This window comes from Arthrobacter sp. zg-Y40, assembly GCF_020731535.1.
Taxonomy (GTDB): domain Bacteria; phylum Actinomycetota; class Actinomycetes; order Actinomycetales; family Micrococcaceae; genus Arthrobacter_B.
This window is the reverse complement of record NZ_JAJFZS010000004.1, coordinates 386,042-403,264: the sequence shown is the minus strand read 5'-3', so window position 1 is coordinate 403,264 and position 17,223 is coordinate 386,042. Positions and strand designations below refer to the sequence as shown.

Below are 17,223 nucleotides of genomic sequence, written 5' to 3'. Positions count from 1 at the left end.
GCCAGCGTTCATCCTGAGCCAGGATCAAACTCTCCGTAAATGTTCATACAGACACAATGCCGGGGCCAAGGAAAATTGGCCGCCAGGCACTGCACTAAATTCGAAACCAGCTAAAAAAACCATTCCAGCCCACGGGGTGGGCGGAACAGTCGATTCAACCAATTAAAATAAATTGGTATCAATAAACTTGGCACACTATTGAGTTCTCAAACAACAGACGCAATCCGAAAATACTCGGGAAAACAATGTTTTCCTTTTCTTCTTCGCTGCAAGGTTTTCCATCTTATTCCATCCAGGCGTTTTCCGCAATTCCCGGTTTTCCTTATCGGAAGCCCCGGGAAAGCGTGTCAACCGCCGTTCCGGCCCAGCAAAAAGCCGGAGTCTTTCCTGCCGGCCCGTGAAGGGCGCACCAGAGAAACTCTGTTTTTTGGTGGGTTTGGCCGCCATGCTTCGGGCGCTTATTTCAGCGTCCCGGCCGCGGCGACTCGTCTATCTTTGCACACCCGGTCCGGTCCTTGCAAACCGTTCCGAGGTGACCTGCCGCACCCCTTCCGACGGTTGCAGACCACCGCCCGGCGGGCAGCGGCAAGGCCCGGAATCCGTCACCCGCTCCCCGTGCGCAATCCCTTATAGAGGCGCACGTAGAGAGGTGCATATAGAGGGGTACATGCTTACGGGTTTTCGGGACCACTATGGATGAAGTACAGCTCCTCTGCTGCCAAGCCTGTGGCCGGAACGCCGAGCCTCCGCGCTTCAGCCAGGACGTCCCGGCAAATCACCTTCGGTTCCTGAGCCTCCGGGTCTGCGTGCGCCTCGAAGTTGGCGCGGGCCGGCGGGAAGTGGGCAAGGACCCAAGCCAGGATGGCAGCCGTCAACCATGTGGGTGCCCTGAATGGAAGCACCGAACCTCGGTGGCGGCGCAGATCGACGCCGCGGGCCTGCAGCAGCGCCAGCAGTTCCCGGCTGGTTTTCATCGCTCTGCGCAGGCTGGCCCTGTTCCCCACCAGCCCCGCCATCGACCCCGCCTTCAAACCCTGGGCGTGCAGTCCTGCGTCCGCAACGAAGTGGGTCCACAGCCAGCCGCGAAAGTCGGGTTGCTCGCGAACCCGGAACCCGGACTGGCGAAACGTTGCCCGGACCGCCCGTTCCCGCTCCTGCGGAGGACGGCCGAACGTGCCAAAGATGACCGTGGCCAGCAATGTTCCCCGCAAGACGCCGTCGGAGCCGAACCCGCCTCCGCCCTGGGGGAAGCCCCACACCACACGCTCAGGATCAAGAGCCGCGACGGCCTCGAGCGGCTCATCCCATACGTTGCCGAAAACCAGCACCGACGCACTGCCGATTCGGGGAGCCAGGAACGCTGCCGCTTCCGCCAAGCGGTAATGCGGCACGCTCAGCACAACGAGGTCGAAGCCGTCCTCAGGCGTCAACTCTTCCCGGAAGCGCAGCGGCATTTCTCCGGTGCGGCGTCTGCCCCACGGCCGGCGCCGGGCATCCAGGAGGTCCAGTTCAACGCCGTCGCCGTAGTGCGCCGCGCGGCCGGGCCGGACATGGAATTCCACCTCGTGGCCAGCTTGCCCAAGTGCCCACCCGTACATAGTGGCAATAACGCCTCGTCCGAACATCAGGATCTTCATGCAGTACCTCCCGGAATCGGTGGAAGTGGAGACTGTCTCCAGTTGGTACGATATGGAGATCGTCTCCATTTGTCGATCCCGAGGAGTGCCATGACCGCCACCAAGCAGCTGCGCGCCGATGCCCGGCGAAACAGGGATGCTCTCATCGCTGCGGCGCGGCATGTATTTGACGCCGGCGACGTCGAGCTGCGCTTTGACGACTTCGCCCGCTTGGCCGGTGTTGGCACGGGAACCCTGTATCGCCACTTCCCCACCCGGGAAGCGCTGGCTGAGGCCGTTTACCAGGAAGAGATCGACTCCCTGTGCGAACGGGCAGGGGAATTGCAGGACGCTATGCCCGCCGAAGAAGCACTGGAGGCATTCCTGCACGGGATGGTCGATCATATGGAGTCGCAGAAGGGACTCGGGGCAACCCTGGCGGTCCTCCTGTCCGGCAGTACGACGGCGATCGCCGACGGCACCCGGAAGCTCACGTCCGCGGTGGACACCTTGGTGACGGCAGCCGCTGCAACGGGGGCCATACGGAAGGACATAGGAGCCGGGGCTGTCCTGCTTGCCTTGCACGGAATCGGAACCGCCTACGGCCAACCGGGTTGGCGCCATGACGCAGACGGCATGATCACCCTTCTGATGGACGGAATGCGCACAACCGGCTCCGGCCGCAGTTAACAAGGACCCGGGTGCCCGCGTGGTCCCGCGGCTGAAGGAGCCCGCCAGCGCGCATTCGGCACCCTCAAATATCGGGTAGACTGGTTCCCGGCCCCTCATGTGGTGTCATCCTGTGAACTCCCCCAGGACCGGAAGGTAGCAAGGGTAAGCGGGCTCTGGCAGGTGCATGGGGGGTCTTTAATTTTCCCCGGAGAGCGCTTCGTCACGCACCGGGCGCCGGAGTGAAAACCGTCAGTGCCAACCGATAGGCTTCTATCTGTGAGTACAGCCCTTTACCGCCGCTACCGTCCCGAGAGCTTCGCGGATGTGATCGGCCAGGAGCACGTCACGGAGCCGCTGATGGCGGCCCTGCAAAAGAACCGCGTGAACCACGCGTACCTGTTCTCCGGTCCCCGTGGTTGCGGCAAAACCACTTCCGCGCGCATCCTGGCGCGCTGCCTGAACTGCGCTGAAGGCCCCACTCCCGTTCCCTGCGGCAAGTGCGACAGCTGTATTGAGCTTGCCCGTGACGGTTCCGGCAGCCTCGACGTCATCGAGATCGACGCCGCCAGCCACGGCGGCGTGGACGACGCCCGCGACCTCCGCGAGCGGGCCACCTTCGCTCCGGTGCGTGACCGCTACAAGATCTTCATCATTGACGAGGCCCACATGGTCACCTCGGCCGGCTTCAACGCGCTCCTGAAGATTGTCGAAGAGCCCCCGGAACACATCAAATTCATCTTCGCCACCACGGAACCGGACAAGGTCATCGGGACCATCCGCTCCCGCACCCACCACTACCCTTTCCGCCTGGTCCCGCCTGAACCGCTGCTGGCCTACTTGGAAAAGCTCTGCGCCCAGGAACAGGTAGCCGTGGCACCCGGTGTTCTTTCCCTGGTGATCCGCGCCGGCGGCGGGTCAGTGCGTGACACCCTGTCCGTCCTCGACCAGCTCATGGCCGGTGCCGGCCCCGAGGGACTGGACTACGAACTAGCCGTTTCCCTGCTGGGTTACACGCCGGTATCCCTGCTCGACGACGTCGTCGACGCCGTGGCCGCAGCGGACGCAGCAACGGTATTCCGCGCCGTCGACCGTGTCATCCAGACCGGCCAGGACCCGCGCCGATTTGTCGAAGACCTGCTGGAACGCTTCCGCGACCTGATCATTGTCAACGCGATGCCGGACAGTGCCGCTGCCGTGCTGCGCGGCATGCCGGAGGACCAGATCAGCCGGATGCAGACCCAAGCTGCACAGCTGGGCGGCAGCGAGCTTTCCCGGGCCGCGGACATCACCAACACCGCTTTGACCGAGATGACCGGCGCCACCTCGCCGCGCCTGCACCTGGAGCTGCTCTGCGCACGCATCCTGCTGCCGGCCGCAGACCAGACCGAACGCGGAACCGCTGCACGGGTGGACCGCCTCGAGCGGCGCCTGAGCTACGCCGGCGATCCCACCGAAGCCATGGGCCGCGCAGCCGCTGCTGCCTCACCGGTAACCACCATCCCGGCCGCCGCGCCCACCGCATCGCAGTCGGGTGCTTCCGCGCCGTCCGTGGATGAAGCACCTTCCTCGCCGCGGGGCATCGACTTTGCCGCCACCCCCTCCCCCGGGGAAACTTCGGACCAGGGCGGATCGGATGCACCTGCGGCAGATAGTGCTCCTGCTGCGGGGGGCAGCTCCCTGGACTGGGGCGGTACCTGGTCCACTCCCGTGGATGCACCCGGCCAAAGCTCTCCCGCTGCCAGCAGCACTGGCGGCGCTGCGTCCGCACCCGCGCAGAGCCCGGCCGCTGACCGGAGCGGCTCGGCTCCGTCGTCCGCAGCTGCGCCAGCGGGACCGGCCGGAAGCAACGGTTCCTCCACCAACGGCTCACAGGCGCCGGCACAGCAGCCCACCGCCCCGCAGCCGGCACAGCAGCCTGCCACCGGCAGCCCTGCAGCCCCCTCCCGTCAGGCACCCGCCGCCGGGCACGGAGCTGCTCCCACAGGCGGAGGCGGGCAGATCGAGATGATCCGCCGCGCCTGGCCCGAAATCATGGATGCCCTCACGAGTATCCGCCGGGCCACTTGGCTGAACGTCAGCAAGAACTCCAGCCCTCGCTCCTTTGACGGCAAGGTCCTGGAACTGGCGTTCTCCAACCCGGGGGCAGCCACCAACTTCAACCGGCCAGACCACTTGGATAACCTGCGCAAGGCCATCCATCAGGTCCTGGCGCTGGACTGCCAGATCAATCCGATCCATGACAGCTCGGCGTCAGCGGGTGAGTCGGGCCCAAAAGCCGATAGCCGGCGCGCGCCGGCATCCGCCCCGGCTGCAACGGTTCCTGCGGGTGGCCCCGGCAGCTCCGCAGCCAATGCACCGGCTGGGCAGGCACCCTCCGCGCCGTCGGCTGGGCGCCCTGACGCTCCGGCCACTGCCGAGCACCCGGACGAACCGGTTGCGCCTGGCACCCCTGCGAGTGCCATTGCTGGCACCGTTGCAAGTGCCCCTACGGTTGACCCGGACAGCGCGGCACGTACGGCAGAAGCCCGTCCGGATGCTGACACCGCAGCGGCTGGCAACGCCCGCACAACATCGCCTGGCTCCGGAACTCAGGACGCCGGGGGCGCCGGCGCACCGGCTTGGCCGCTGGCAGCTGCGGCAGTTTCGTCCTCAGCCGCGACGGTAGCACCCTCGGTTGCGTCCTCCCCCGCAGCCCCCACCCACGCCGCCGGCCGGAATACGGAAGCTGCGGACACGAAGGCATCAGAACCTGCTGCGGCCGCGCCGGTGAATGCGGCATCTGCTGCGCTGCGCCGTCGGACCGCCTCGCCGTCCAACGCGCCGGGAGCTTCTGCCTCCCGGGGCACAGGCGCCGGCCGTGGCGGCGGACGGGCAGCCCAGTCCGGACCGCGCCAGCCGGCACCGTCGGATGAGCCGTGGCCGGACGAGCCTTCCGATCCCTTCAACGACGCACCGGAAAGCAACGCCTGGGAAACCGCCGAGGCACCTGCCGACGTGTACTCCGGCGGCCACCTCTCCGATTCCGAGTGGGCCACCACCAACTGGGCGGGCACCGGATCGAGCGCCGCTCCAGCGACCGGAGCAAACGGCCAGACGGGAGCAGCCTCCGCGCCGGCGGCTGCGAAGCCCGCAGTGGAGGCAGCAGCCCCAGCCGCGCGGGCCTCGGCTCCTGCGGCGCCGGCCGCTCGGGCTTCCGCTCCGGCCGCACCGGCCACACCGGCAGCACCCGCCGGCCCCAACCAACCGCTGAGCCGCTACCAGAAGCTGCTCAACGAAGCCGCCCAGCGCGGCGGCGGAGCCCCCGTCAGGGGGAGCCGGCCAGTAGACTCGGCATACGTCGAAGACGTTCCCAGTGCAGATGACATCACGCTGGAGGACTCGGGACTGGTGGGCCGCAAGGCCATTGAGCGGATCCTGGGCGGCCGGCTGATCGAGGAACGCAGCGTCGACGGCCGCTGACCGGACGGCACCAACGACGGCGGTCCCCGCCAAACATTCCGGCAGCGGCTCCAGCCGGTTGCCGGCAGCAGATGATGAGCAACAAATGCAGTTCAACCCAGCAGAGAAGGTTACGTGTACGAAGGTGCGGTTCAGGAACTCATCGATGAACTAGGCCGCCTGCCCGGCGTGGGGCCGAAGTCCGCCCAGCGCATTGCGTTCCACATCCTCGAGTCCGATCCCGATGACATGAAGAAGCTGGCCACGGCCATCGTCACGGTCAAGGAGCGGGTGAAGTTCTGCACTGTGTGCGGCAACGTCACGGAGCAGGAAACCTGCGCCATCTGCCGCGATCCGCGGCGCGATCCCACCATGATCTGCGTGGTGGAGGAATCCAAGGACGTCATCGCGGTGGAACGCACCCGGTCCTTCCGCGGCCGCTACCACGTGTTGGGCGGCGCCATTAACCCCATCGGGGGCATCGGCCCGGACCAGCTGCGCATCCGTGAACTGCTCAGCCGGCTCTCCGACGAACAGATCTCCGAAATCATCATCGCCACCGATCCGAACCTCGAGGGTGAAGCCACCGCCACCTACCTGGTGCGGATGCTCAAGACCCTTGGCATCAAGGTCACCCGCCTTGCCTCCGGGCTGCCGGTGGGCGGAGACCTGGAATACGCCGACGAAATCACCCTGGGCCGGGCCTTCGAAGGCCGCCGCAGCATGTCCTAGGCGATCCGCGTTCCGGCAGAGAGGTTCCGCACCGGCGTCACCAGCCGGCGTCGTCCCAGGAAGAGCAGCAGCGCGGCCACGGCAAGCTGGATTCCCAGCCCCAGCGGCCAGATCGGCGTGACGGCCAGTGAGCCGGCCGTGACGCCCGGTTTCTTCTCGCCGTTCACGCACGGCATCCCGCTCTCGGGACCGGCCTGGGCCTCGCGGACGAGAATGCTGATGCTTTCCATGACTCCGCTCTCGACGCCGGGTTTTCCGCTCTGCGCCGGCATGGCGTCGGCCACAATCACAAAGGGATTGGCGGCGAGGATCCAGGCGACCCGTTCGGTGCGCAGCGCCGGCATATCCTGCACTTCTCCCACGCACTCGTAGTTTTCCGGGTCGAAAGGCACGGACTGGGAGTACTGGACCGGACTGGCACGAACCGTTCCCTCGGTCAGTGTGGTGCTGAGCCCAAAGGCAATCAGGGTACCCAACCCCAGTAGGGCCACCAGCATGTAGGTCACCACAATGGAGAACAGCGGACGGGCGGCCAGCGCCGAAACTCCCACCCCAACGGCGCACACAATCCCCAGTTCCACGGCCAGCATCACTACGGCCACGAGCGCGGAGAGCGGACGGACCCCGCCCAGGACGAGCGCCCAGAGCAGGAACGGTACGCTCGCTACCAGGAAACCGAGCGAAGCAACCCATGCCGCCAGCCACTTGCCGGCCAAAATTTGGCCGGGCCGCAGCAGCGTGACCTGCAAAATAGCCAGGGTGCCCGCGGCGCGGTCACCGTTCACCCCGTTGGCTGACAGGGCCGGGGCCAGCAGCAGGCCGAAGAACAGGACAAAGCCGACCATCAGCTCGAACAGGACCGGGCCTCGCTGGCCCTGCTGGGAGCCGGCGTTCAAGGCCGTCAGCATCGCGACGAGCCCAATGACGAAAAACCAGACTGTCAGCAGGACGTACCAGCTGCGCGTTCGCAGCCGTTGCTTCATTTCCAGGGCAAACACGGACCGCACGCCGCTGGCGTAACCAAGCGGGGAAACAACCGGACTTTGGCTCAGGGTACTCATCGGCGATCGGTTTCCAAACTCATGTAGGTCTCTTCCAGGGCACCGCCGGACGGGGCGAACGCGGTGACGCCGACGTCGGCAAGCACCAGGTTGCGCAGCAGTTCGGCGGCTGCGTCCTCGCCGGACACCCGGATCTGTACGTGGGGCCGCTGCTGGTCCTGCGGCTGCCGGTATTGGAGCTGCTGCGCATCCACCTGCCGCAGCAGTTTCCCGGTGTCCAGCGCACGGACGGTGTACCAGCGTTCCTGCGTGCCGGCGTCGGAAAGCGACTGGGTCTTCACGGTTTCACCGCGCGCCACGAAAACTGCCCGGTCCGCCATTTCATCCAGCTCGGAGAGCACATGCGAGGAGACCAGAATGGTTTTACCCTCGCCGGCCAGCCGTCGGAGCAGCACCCGCAGGTCCACCCGAGAGGCCGGGTCCAGGCCGGACGCGGGCTCGTCCAGCAGCAGTACGGAGGGATCGTGGATCAGCGCCCGGGCCAGGCTCAGCCGCTGCTGCTGCCCCCGGGACAGAACGCGTGCGGGCTGGTCCGCGTATTCGGTCAGGTGCACGGTGTCCAGCAGTTCGGCAGCACGGGCAGCGGCAGCGGACCGGCCCAATCCGTAGAAGGCCCCCATGGTGGTCAGGATTTCCGTGGCGGTCAGCGATTCCCAGGTTCCCAGCGTGTCCGGCATCCAGCCCACGGTGGCGCGCACCGCACCGGCTTGGGTCAGCGGGTCGAACCCGTTGATCCGCACGGAACCGGCATCGGGTGCCAGCAGGGAGGCAAGAATGAGCAGGAGCGTGGTTTTGCCTGAACCGTTCGGGCCGATCAGCGCCGTCACTTCCCCGGCGGGTGCCGTGAAATCCATGGCACGGATCGCCTGCACGCTACCGAAACTGCGCTGGATTCCCTCGGCGACTATGCCCGTGCTCTCGGCACTGTTATTCCCCATGGCGCCCACCATAGGGTCCGGCAGTCCGGGACTACGGTACAAACTCGCCGCAAAGTGACGTTAAGTGCATGTTGCCGTGATATTTCAGCCCGGCCAAAGCGCGGCTATAGACTTTCTGGACGGACGTCGTGGGTACCGCGGCCCGTTTTCCAGGGGAATACCTGCCACGCCGAAGATGCCGGGCACACCAGAGAACAACAAAACTCAGAAAGTGTACGCATGAGCCTGATAGTGCAGAAATTCGGCGGTTCCTCCGTAGCGGACGCCGAAGGCATCAAGCGCGTGGCCAAGCGCGTGGTGGATACCCATGCCGCCGGCAACGAAGTGGTGGTAGTGGTTTCCGCCATGGGCGACAGCACCGATGAGCTGCTCGATCTGGCCGGACAGATCACCACCCTGGGCAACGCCCGGGAAATGGACATGCTGCTCAGCGCCGGAGAACGCATTTCAATGGCCCTGCTGGCCATGGCCATCAACCAGCTGGGCGGCTCCGCACAGTCCTTCACCGGCAGCCAGGCCGGCATGATCACGGATGCCATCCATGGCAAGGCCCGCATCATCGATGTCTCCCCACACCGGATCAAAACGGCCATTGAGCGCGGCGACATCGCCATCGTGGCCGGCTTCCAGGGCGTCAGCCAGGACAGCCACGACATCACCACCCTCGGCCGCGGCGGCTCGGACACCACTGCCGTAGCGCTGGCCGCTGCCTTGGATGCCGATGTCTGCGAGATCTACACCGACGTCGACGGCGTGTACACCGCCGATCCGCGGGTGGTTTCGAGCGCGCAGAAGATCGAGAAGATTTCCAGCGAGGAAATGCTGGAACTGGCCGCTTCCGGGGCCAAGATCCTGCACCTGCGCTGCGTGGAATACGCCCGCCGCTTCGGTGTGCCGCTGCACGTCCGCTCGTCCTTCAGCTCACACGAGGGAACCTGGGTACTGCCCAGCCCCGACGACAAGATCAAGATTCAAGAGGGAGAACCCTTGGAACAGCCCATCATCTCCGGTGTTGCCCACGACCGTTCCGAAGCCAAGGTCACGGTGGTGGGTGTCCCTGACATCCCCGGCAAGGCTGCTGAGATCTTCGGCATTGTGGCCGGGGCGAACTCCAACATCGACATGATCGTGCAGAACGTCTCAACCAAGGGTTCGGGACGGACCGACATCTCCTTCACGCTGCCGATCATCGACGGCAAGGAGGCCATTGATGCGCTGAACGCCGCCAAGGACGAGGTCGGTTTCGACACCATCCAGTACAACGAGCAGATCGGCAAGCTCTCACTGATCGGCGCCGGAATGCGTTCCAACCCGGGTGTATCGCACCGCTTCTTCGAGGCCCTGCACCACGCCGGGGTCAACATCGACATGATCTCCACCTCGGAGATCCGGATTTCCGTAGTGACCAGTGCCAAGCTGCTGGACACGGCCGTGCGCGCGGTCCATGCGGCGTTCGGGCTCGACGGCGAGGACGAGGCCACGGTTTACGGCGGCACCGGGCGCTAGGGTTCCGGCTTAACCGGTTGGAGCGGGGATTCCACGGGTAGCCGCCGCCGGGTGCGGGCCCGGTGGATCCACAGGGCGGCTGCCGCCAGCACGGCTCCCGTCAGGGCGCCGGCACTGTTGGCCAGCCAGTCCGTGGCGGTGCAGCTGCGGCCGAGCACGGGGACGAACGCCTGGACCGCCTCGATCAGTGCCGACAGACCGACACCGGCAAGGAACATGGCCACAGGTAGTGGGAAACATAGTCAGCAGCAGGATGGCAGCCGTGTACAGATTCAGCAGTACGCGGGCCGCGCGCGTCCGGGTATCAGCCACGCCCCCAGCAGGGGCCAGGCGATGACGAGCGCTGCGAACGCGGTCTGCACCAGCCACATATGGGTGCCCGGGAAGTGGCTAATGACGCTCGCGGGAGACGATGTAACTGCTGCCGTCGGCCCGGGTCTTGGTCTCCCACATGACCTTTTCCTGCTCCTGCTGCGCCTTGAGCAGTGCCTTGTTTTCCTCGGTCATGGGGTGCTCGGTGGAACCCTGCTGCGCCGGACCGAAGATTAGCCGCACTTTGCCCGTGGTCCGCATGAACCGGGACACGAAGCTTTCCTTCTCAACCATGCTGCACCTTTCGAACGGGCTTCCGTTCACATCCTACTAATGATCACGCGGGAAGGATCCGGCGGCGGCAGGCGGACGCTCCGCAGATGCCGACGACGTCCATGCCGGCAGGCAGGATAATGGAGGCGTGATTCCTTCCGCCCATCCCGTTGTCCTCCCCCAGGACCAGTGGCTGCCTCGCCAGGCAGCGCACGAAGCACGTGTGCGCCCCTTCACCGAGGACTACCTGCAGCGCCGCTCCGCCGGACGCAAGCACCCCGTGGAAGATTTCCTCTTCACCTACTATTCCCAAAAGCCGGGCCAGCTGCTGCGCTGGCACCCGGGCGCCGGCGTCGTCCTGGCCGGTGAAGCTGCACGCGAGCGTGCGGGCTGGAAGTTCTACCGAAACCTCACGGCAGACGAAACGGCAGCGGCCGGCCTGGACGCCGCTGCTCCGGCCGTGACGGTGGACGTGGCCGGGTTTGCCGCAGCACGAGGTGAAGCGGCGGCCTTTACCGCCATGCTGCTCTCCCGCACGGCCGCCCGGAAACCGGTGCTGGGCTGCTTCGGCATGCACGAGTGGGCCATGGCGTACAAGTCCGAGGACAACGGGATCCGCCACGACTACCTGCAGCTGCGGCTGGGTGCGCAGGGCACCGACGAACTGGTGGAGCGCAGCAAAATCCGTTGCACCCACTTCGACGCCTTCCGGTTCTACACCCCCGAAGCCGTACCCCTGAACGAACTGACCCCCACCCGTGAAAACCAGCGGGACCTGGAACAGCCCGGCTGCCTGCACGCCAACATGGACCTGTACAAATGGGCGTACAAGCTTGTCCCGCTGCTGCCCAGTGAGCTGGTGATGGATTGCTTCGAGCTGTCCTGGCGGATCCGGATGATGGACATGCGCGCCTCGCCCTATGACCTCGAGGACTGGGGTTATGCACCCATTCCGGTGGAGACACCGCAGGGGCGGGCGGAGTATGCTGCCGCGCAACGGGCATTTGCCGAGGAATCACAGCAGCTCCGGGGCCGCATCCTGGACCTGCTGGCCCAATTGGGAGAGCAGCCATGGAGCCAGAGCCCACCGGCCGGGTCCTCCGCACCGGAGACCAGTCCTACCAGCTGATCCTTACGCGCGGTTTTCCGGTGCCGCCGGCGGACATATGGTCCGCCCTCACCGATCCTGCTCAGGCGGCGGCGTGGTTCGGCCGCTGGGAAGGGCACCCGGCCCGGAACAGCAGTTTTGACCTGCAGATGCTTTACGAAGAGGGTCTGCCCTGGAGCCGGGTGCAGGTCCGGGATTGCGCGGCGCCTGAGCTGCTGCGGCTGCTGGTCGGGGACGACGACGGCGCCTGGGACCTGGAGATCCAGTTGCAGGACGCTGCCGGCGGAACGCGGATGGAATTCATCCAGCATCTGGCCGACCCCGCTGCGGCCGGCAGCTACGGTCCGGGCTGGGAATACTACCTGGACCGGCTCAAAGCGGCACTGAACGGCACTCCTGCGCCGGAGTTCGGCGATTATTATCCGGCGCAGGGTCCTTACTTCGAGGAGCAGGCCCGGACCGCACTGGGAGCGGGTTACGCCGGTTGAGCGTGCGGGCCGATTTGGGTGGTCCGCCGCTTGACGGGGCCACTAGGCTGGGGCCACCGACTGATGGAGGTCTCACCATGATCCGTCCCCGCCGCACCGGCTTCCCCCTGCTGCTGCTCTGTTCCGTGCTGGTTTTGGCCGCCTGCGGCTCTAACGCCGGCACCCCTGGCGATGACAGCTCGGCCTCCGCCTCTGCCACTCCCGGGGTTTCGCCCTCCGCAGCATCCCCAACTGCCTCCGCTCCGGCTCCCACCTCCGCTCCGGCCCCCGCCCCCGGTCAGGCGGCCGCAGCCTCCCTCACGGTGGAATTCATGGCGGACGGCCAGAACACCACTGACACTTGGACCCTGCAGTGCGAGGGCACCACCCCGCTCCCCGGCTCAAATGTTCCCGATCCTGCGGCGGCCTGTGCCCTGCTGGCCGGGCAGGGGGCAACGCTTTTCGCCGAACCGGAGGCCGGCATGATGTGCACGCAGATCATTGCCGGCATGCAGCGCGCCCATGTAACCGGGACCGTCAACGGGAGCGCGGTGGACGCGTCCTTCGCGTTAACCGACGGCTGCCAGATCTCCCGCTGGGAAAACCTGACCGCCCTGCTGGGCCCGGCCAACGGCAGCCTGTAACGGGCTGTAACCGGGCAGCCCCTAACCGGCTGCGGTGTCCCCCGCGGCCGGAGCAACGGCGTCCCGGCTCTCCCGGTCCCGCTTCCGGCGGATGTAGACCTGCTTGCGCACCCGCGCCACCACTGCACCGGTCTTGTCCGTGATGTCCACCGAGAACCACTCAAGGACCTTGTCCCCGTTAGCAGCCAACTTACGGAGACGCTCGACGTCGGCCTTAGCCAGCGTGAACTCGGCGGTGACCTCGCCGTTGCCGGGCTTGATGAAATCGACTTCCGCGGACTTGTCCCACACCACGTGGTCTTTGCCGAGGTGGTGCAGCAGGAGCATCATCCAGAACGGGTCGGTCATGGCGAAGAGCGAACCGCCGAAATGCACACCCGCAACGTTCCGGTTCCACCAGTGCTCGCGCAGCCGCATCGAAACGCCCAGGTAGTCCGGGTCCAGGCGGGTGACCCGGATTCCGGTGAAGGCGAACGGCGGCCAGATGTTCATAAACCGGCGGACGGTACCCGGTTGTGCCTTGAGCAGTTTCACCGCTCCACTGTAGCCACCCGTGATCCAGGTCTCCGCCAGGCGGGCCCTGTACATGCCACCGCGGTTCGTGGCATATTATGAGTAAGCATGCTTACTATCCGTTCTGGACGATGGAACTGTCCGTCCGGACCTGACTTGAAGGTCTCGTATTATGTCCATTGAAATAAGCCCCGAAGATCTTTCCGGGGCAGGCTCTGCCGCTCCGGGTGAGTTCTACGGCCACGGCATCGGGCATTCCTTGGTCTGGGCACGCGGCCTGGCCGAACCCGCAGACGCCGAGTACATGCACTGCGGCGAACCCATGCAGCCCCGCGACGGCCGCCAGCTCTCCATCTTCGAACCGGTCAGCACCGAATCCATGCCGGCGAACGCCCCCGCCGAAGTGCAGCTCGAGACCACGGTGCTGCGCTGCCGCTGCGGGTTCCAGCTGGAAATCCCGGCCTGACCGGGCACGTCCACGTAACGCGCGTAACGCCGCTAGACTGAGTCGTGCAAGCTCGCGGAGCGCTGAATCAGCGTGAGACGGCAGGGTCCGCGGCCACCCATTTCACTCACAGGAGTTGCCGGATGCCCCGGATCGTTGTTGATGTAATGCCCAAACCCGAGATCCTGGATCCGCAGGGAAAAGCCATTGCCGGGGCGCTGCCCCGCTTGGGGCTGACCGGGTTCACCGGCGTCCGGCAGGGCAAGCGTTTTGAGCTCACCGTGGACGGGGAGGTCACCCCGGAAATCCTGGAGCAGGCCCGCAACGCCGCCGCGACGCTGCTCTCCAACCCCGTGATCGAAGACGTTACCCGCGTCGAAGTTCTCCCGGAGGCCTGACCTTGAGCACTCCCCTCATTGGTGACTTCTCCGTCGCCCCCGAAAATGACGCCCTGCGGGCGGTCCGGGTTGGTGTGATCACCTTCCCCGGCACACTGGATGACCGCGACGCCGCGCGGGCCGTGACCATCGCCGGCGGCACCGCCGTCGGGCTGTGGCATGCCGAAGCGAACCTGCAGTCGGTGGATGCCGTAATCATTCCCGGCGGCTTCTCCTACGGCGATTACCTGCGCGCCGGTGCGATTTCCCGCTTCGCTCCGCTGATGGAAAAGGTGGTGGATGCCGCCGCGGGCGGCATGCCCGTGCTGGGCATCTGCAACGGCTTCCAGATCCTCACCGAGGCGCACCTGCTGCCCGGCTCCATGATCAAGAACAACCATTTGAAGTTCTCCTGCGCGGACCAGCTGCTGCGCGTGGAGAACAACACCACCGCGTGGACCTCTGCCTACGAGCCCGGTGCGGGCATGGTCATTCCGCTGAAGAACCAGGACGGCCAGTACGTCGCGGATGAAAAGACGCTGGACGAACTCGAGGGCGAAGGCCGGGTGGTGTTCCGTTACGACGGCGAAAATCCCAACGGCTCCCGCCGCGGCATTGCCGGCATCAGTAACGCCGCAGGCAACGTCGTCGGCCTGATGCCGCACCCCGAACACGCCGTGGAACCGGGCTTCGGCCCGGACTCCTCCGCCTACGGCGAGGTGGGCCTGGGCTACGGCACCGATGGCCTGCGCATCTTCTCCTCAGTTCTCAACTCGCTCGTTGCCGGAGGCAAGTAATGACCGTTTCCCCTGCAGCGGACCAGAAGAAGTTCCGCATCGACACCGTTGAGCACGCCGCGGCCACCCCGGACACCGAGCTGCCCTGGGCTGAACTGGGCCTGAAGGAAGACGAATTCAGCAAGGTCGTGGAGATCCTTGGCCGCCGGCCCACCGCGGCGGAACTGGCCATGTACTCGGTCATGTGGTCCGAGCACTGCTCCTACAAGTCCTCCAAGGTGCATTTGAAGCAGTTCGGTGACAAGGTCACCGAGAAGATGAAGGAACACCTGCTCGTGGGCATCGGCGAGAACGCCGGCGTCGTCGACATCGGTGAAGGCTGGGCCGTGACCTTCAAGGTCGAATCCCACAACCACCCCTCCTTCGTGGAGCCCTACCAGGGTGCCGCCACCGGCGTCGGCGGCATTGTCCGCGACATCATCTCCATGGGCGCACGCCCGGTGGCCGTAATGGACCCGCTGCGCTTCGGCGCCATTGACCACCCGGACACCGCCCGGCTGGTGCACGGCATCGTCTCCGGCATCGGCGGCTACGGAAACTCCCTGGGCCTGCCGAACATCGGCGGGGAACTGGTCTTCGACTCCGTTTACCAGGGCAACCCGCTGGTCAACGCCCTGGCCGTGGGCGTGCTGCGGCACGAGGACATCCGCCTGGCCAACGCTTCCGGCGCCGGCAACAAGGTGGTGCTCTTCGGCGCACGCACCGGCGGCGACGGCATTGGCGGTGCCTCCGTGCTGGCCTCCGAGTCCTTCGACGCAGACAAGCCCTCCAAGCGCCCCGCCGTGCAGGTGGGCGACCCGTTCGCCGAAAAGGTACTCATTGAGTGCTGCCTGGAGCTGTTCAAGTCCTCCGTGGTGGAAGGCATCCAGGACCTGGGCGCGGCAGGGATTTCCTGCGCGACGTCGGAGCTGGCCTCCAACGGCGACGGCGGCATGCACGTGGAACTGACCAACGTGCTGCTCCGCGATCCCACCCTCACCCCGGGCGAGATCCTGATGTCCGAGTCCCAGGAACGCATGATGGCCGTAGTGACGCCGGAGAACGTCGAGGCGTTCGAAGCCATCATGGACAAGTGGAACGTGGAGTACTCCTGGCTCGGCGAGGTCACCGGCACCGGGCGGCTGATCATCGACTGGGACGGCGAGACCATTGTGGACGTGGATCCGCGCACCGTGGCCCATGAAGGCCCGGTCTACCAGCGCCCCATGTCCCGGCCCGCCGCGCAGGATTCCATCCAGGCCAGCTCCTTCAGCGCGGAACGCCCGTTCGGCAGCGCCGCGGTCAAGGACGCCATCCTGGAGCTGATGGCCTCCCCCAACATGTGCGACAAGTCCTGGGTCACCAACCAGTACGACCGCTATGTGCAGGGCAACACCGCCCTGGCCATGCCCGATGACGCCGGGGTGATCCGCGTGGATGAAACCACCGGACTGGGCGTGGCCATTTCCACGGACGCCAACGGCCGCTACTCCTACCTGGACCCGTACGAGGGTGCCAAGCTGGCGCTGGCCGAGTCCTACCGCAACGTCTCCACCGCCGGTGCCACGCCCCTGGCCGTCACCGACTGCCTGAACTTCGGCTCCCCCGAGGACCCCGAAGTGATGTGGCAGTTCGCCGAGTCCGTGCGCGGACTGGCCGACGGCTGCAAGGAACTCGGCGTGCCGGTCACCGGCGGCAACGTCTCGCTCTACAACCAGACCGGCGGCGTCGCCATCCACCCCACCCCGGTGGTGGGCGTCCTGGGCGTGTTCGACGACGTCGCCCGCCGCACGCCGTCGGGCTGGCGGCAGGATGGACAGGCCATCTACCTGATGGGCACCACGCAGGACGAGCTGGACGGCTCCGAATACGCCAACCTGCGCGGACACCTGGGCGGCCGGCCGCCGAGGGTGGACCTGCAGGCCGAGAAGCTGCTGGGCGAACTGCTGGTCAACGCCTCCCGCGACGGCATGATCGACGCCGCGCACGACCTCTCCGAGGGCGGCCTCGCAGCGGCCCTGTCCGAAATGGCGCTGCGCTTCGGCGTCGGTGCCCGCATCGGGCTCGGCGAGGTTTGTGAGCGGGACGGAGTGGACCTGTTCACCATGCTCTTCTCCGAGTCCCAGGCCCGCGCCGTGGTGGCCGTGGCCCGCAGCGAAGAGGTGCGCTTCAACGACATGTGCTCGGCCCGCGGCTTCCCGTACGTCCGGATCGGCGTGGTGGACACGGAGATCGGCGCGCTGGATTTCCAGAGCAACTTCGTGCTGCCGCTGGACGAGCTGAAGGCTGCGCACGAAGGAACGCTGCCGCGGCACTTCGGCTAACCCTGCGCGGATGAGCAGCAA

17 protein-coding genes and 1 other RNA gene are annotated in these 17,223 nt (G+C 66.2%); 12 read left to right on the top strand and 6 right to left on the bottom strand.

The genetic code is table 11. From position 1 onward, the window contains the following. Positions 1-671: 671 nt before the first annotated feature. A complete protein-coding gene (locus LJ754_RS06960; RefSeq protein WP_227926038.1) occupies positions 672-1,637 on the bottom strand; it encodes a ketopantoate reductase family protein in 966 nt (321 codons plus the stop codon). Positions 1,638-1,727: 90 nt separating this feature from the next. On the opposite strand from LJ754_RS06960, the gene LJ754_RS06955 reads away from it, so the two are divergent. The 4 genes from LJ754_RS06955 to recR all read left to right on the top strand — a co-directional run bounded on the left by LJ754_RS06955 (position 1,728) and on the right by recR (position 6,458). Beyond that, a complete protein-coding gene (locus tag LJ754_RS06955) occupies positions 1,728-2,306 on the top strand; it encodes a TetR/AcrR family transcriptional regulator (protein ID WP_227926037.1) in 579 nt (192 codons plus the stop codon). An 86-nt stretch (positions 2,307-2,392) separates the two neighbouring features. Next, an RNA gene (gene ffs, locus LJ754_RS06950) (signal recognition particle sRNA small type) lies at positions 2,393-2,488 on the top strand. Positions 2,489-2,564: 76 nt separating this feature from the next. Then, positions 2,565-5,747: a DNA polymerase III subunit gamma and tau gene (locus LJ754_RS06945; RefSeq protein ID WP_227926036.1), complete on the top strand. Its 3,183-nt coding sequence runs from the start codon at positions 2,565-2,567 to the stop codon at positions 5,745-5,747. A 114-nt stretch (positions 5,748-5,861) separates the two neighbouring features. Then, positions 5,862-6,458, top strand: coding sequence for a recombination mediator RecR (recR, locus tag LJ754_RS06940; protein ID WP_227912431.1), 597 nt, complete (start codon positions 5,862-5,864; stop codon positions 6,456-6,458). Here the strand turns inward: recR and LJ754_RS06935 are convergent. Further along, entirely contained in the window at positions 6,455-7,519 is a 1,065-nt protein-coding gene (locus LJ754_RS06935; protein ID WP_227912432.1) for an ABC transporter permease, read from the bottom strand. The two genes, recR and LJ754_RS06935, sit on opposite strands and share 4 nt — an antisense overlap. Then, positions 7,516-8,457, bottom strand: coding sequence for an ABC transporter ATP-binding protein (locus tag LJ754_RS06930; protein ID WP_227926035.1), 942 nt, complete (start codon positions 8,455-8,457; stop codon positions 7,516-7,518). Before LJ754_RS06930 ends, LJ754_RS06935 begins: the two co-directional genes overlap by 4 nt. Positions 8,458-8,676: 219 nt before the next feature. Here LJ754_RS06930 and LJ754_RS06925 point away from each other — a divergent pair, with 219 nt between their 5' ends. Continuing rightward, a complete protein-coding gene (locus LJ754_RS06925) occupies positions 8,677-9,963 on the top strand; it encodes an aspartate kinase (RefSeq protein WP_227912434.1) in 1,287 nt (428 codons plus the stop codon). Here the strand turns inward: LJ754_RS06925 and LJ754_RS06920 are convergent. Then, positions 9,960-10,181: a VanZ family protein gene (locus tag LJ754_RS06920; RefSeq protein ID WP_227926054.1), complete on the bottom strand. Its 222-nt coding sequence runs from the start codon at positions 10,179-10,181 to the stop codon at positions 9,960-9,962. The genes LJ754_RS06925 and LJ754_RS06920 overlap by 4 nt on opposite strands. Before the next feature lie 172 nt (positions 10,182-10,353). Next, the gene (locus LJ754_RS06915; protein ID WP_227912435.1) at positions 10,354-10,569 is read right to left on the bottom strand and encodes a hypothetical protein; all 216 of its coding nucleotides are present in this window, start codon (positions 10,567-10,569) and stop codon (positions 10,354-10,356) included. A gap of 127 nt (positions 10,570-10,696) precedes the next feature. Between LJ754_RS06915 and LJ754_RS06910 the strand changes: the two genes are divergently transcribed. The 3 genes from LJ754_RS06910 to LJ754_RS06900 all read left to right on the top strand — a co-directional run bounded on the left by LJ754_RS06910 (position 10,697) and on the right by LJ754_RS06900 (position 12,767). Beyond that, the gene (locus tag LJ754_RS06910; protein WP_227926034.1) at positions 10,697-11,677 is read left to right on the top strand and encodes a 3-methyladenine DNA glycosylase; all 981 of its coding nucleotides are present in this window, start codon (positions 10,697-10,699) and stop codon (positions 11,675-11,677) included. Beyond that, on the top strand, positions 11,620-12,144 hold the full coding sequence (locus tag LJ754_RS06905; RefSeq protein ID WP_227926033.1) for an SRPBCC domain-containing protein: 525 nt from the start codon (positions 11,620-11,622) through the stop codon (positions 12,142-12,144). Before LJ754_RS06910 ends, LJ754_RS06905 begins: the two co-directional genes overlap by 58 nt. A 77-nt stretch (positions 12,145-12,221) precedes the next feature. Continuing rightward, positions 12,222-12,767: a serine protease inhibitor gene (locus tag LJ754_RS06900; protein WP_227926032.1), complete on the top strand. Its 546-nt coding sequence runs from the start codon at positions 12,222-12,224 to the stop codon at positions 12,765-12,767. 21 nt (positions 12,768-12,788) lie between these two features. Here LJ754_RS06900 and LJ754_RS06895 read toward each other — a convergent pair whose 3' ends face one another. After that, complete coding sequence (locus LJ754_RS06895; RefSeq protein WP_227926031.1) at positions 12,789-13,301, bottom strand: DUF4442 domain-containing protein; 513 nt, start codon at positions 13,299-13,301, stop codon at positions 12,789-12,791. Positions 13,302-13,452: 151 nt separating this feature from the next. On the opposite strand from LJ754_RS06895, the gene LJ754_RS06890 reads away from it, so the two are divergent. The 4 genes from LJ754_RS06890 to purL all read left to right on the top strand — a co-directional run bounded on the left by LJ754_RS06890 (position 13,453) and on the right by purL (position 17,202). Next, entirely contained in the window at positions 13,453-13,746 is a 294-nt protein-coding gene (locus LJ754_RS06890; protein WP_227926030.1) for a hypothetical protein, read from the top strand. 122 nt (positions 13,747-13,868) lie between these two features. Further along, positions 13,869-14,123, top strand: a complete 255-nt coding sequence (gene purS / locus LJ754_RS06885) for a phosphoribosylformylglycinamidine synthase subunit PurS (protein ID WP_227912441.1) — start codon at positions 13,869-13,871, stop codon at positions 14,121-14,123. Then, positions 14,120-14,899, top strand: coding sequence for a phosphoribosylformylglycinamidine synthase subunit PurQ (gene purQ, locus LJ754_RS06880; protein ID WP_442860163.1), 780 nt, complete (start codon positions 14,120-14,122; stop codon positions 14,897-14,899). The genes purS and purQ overlap by 4 nt, the downstream gene beginning before the upstream one ends. Beyond that, positions 14,899-17,202, top strand: a complete 2,304-nt coding sequence (gene purL / locus LJ754_RS06875; protein ID WP_227926029.1) for a phosphoribosylformylglycinamidine synthase subunit PurL — start codon at positions 14,899-14,901, stop codon at positions 17,200-17,202. The genes purQ and purL overlap by 1 nt, the downstream gene beginning before the upstream one ends. The last annotated feature ends 21 nt before the right edge of the window (positions 17,203-17,223 follow it).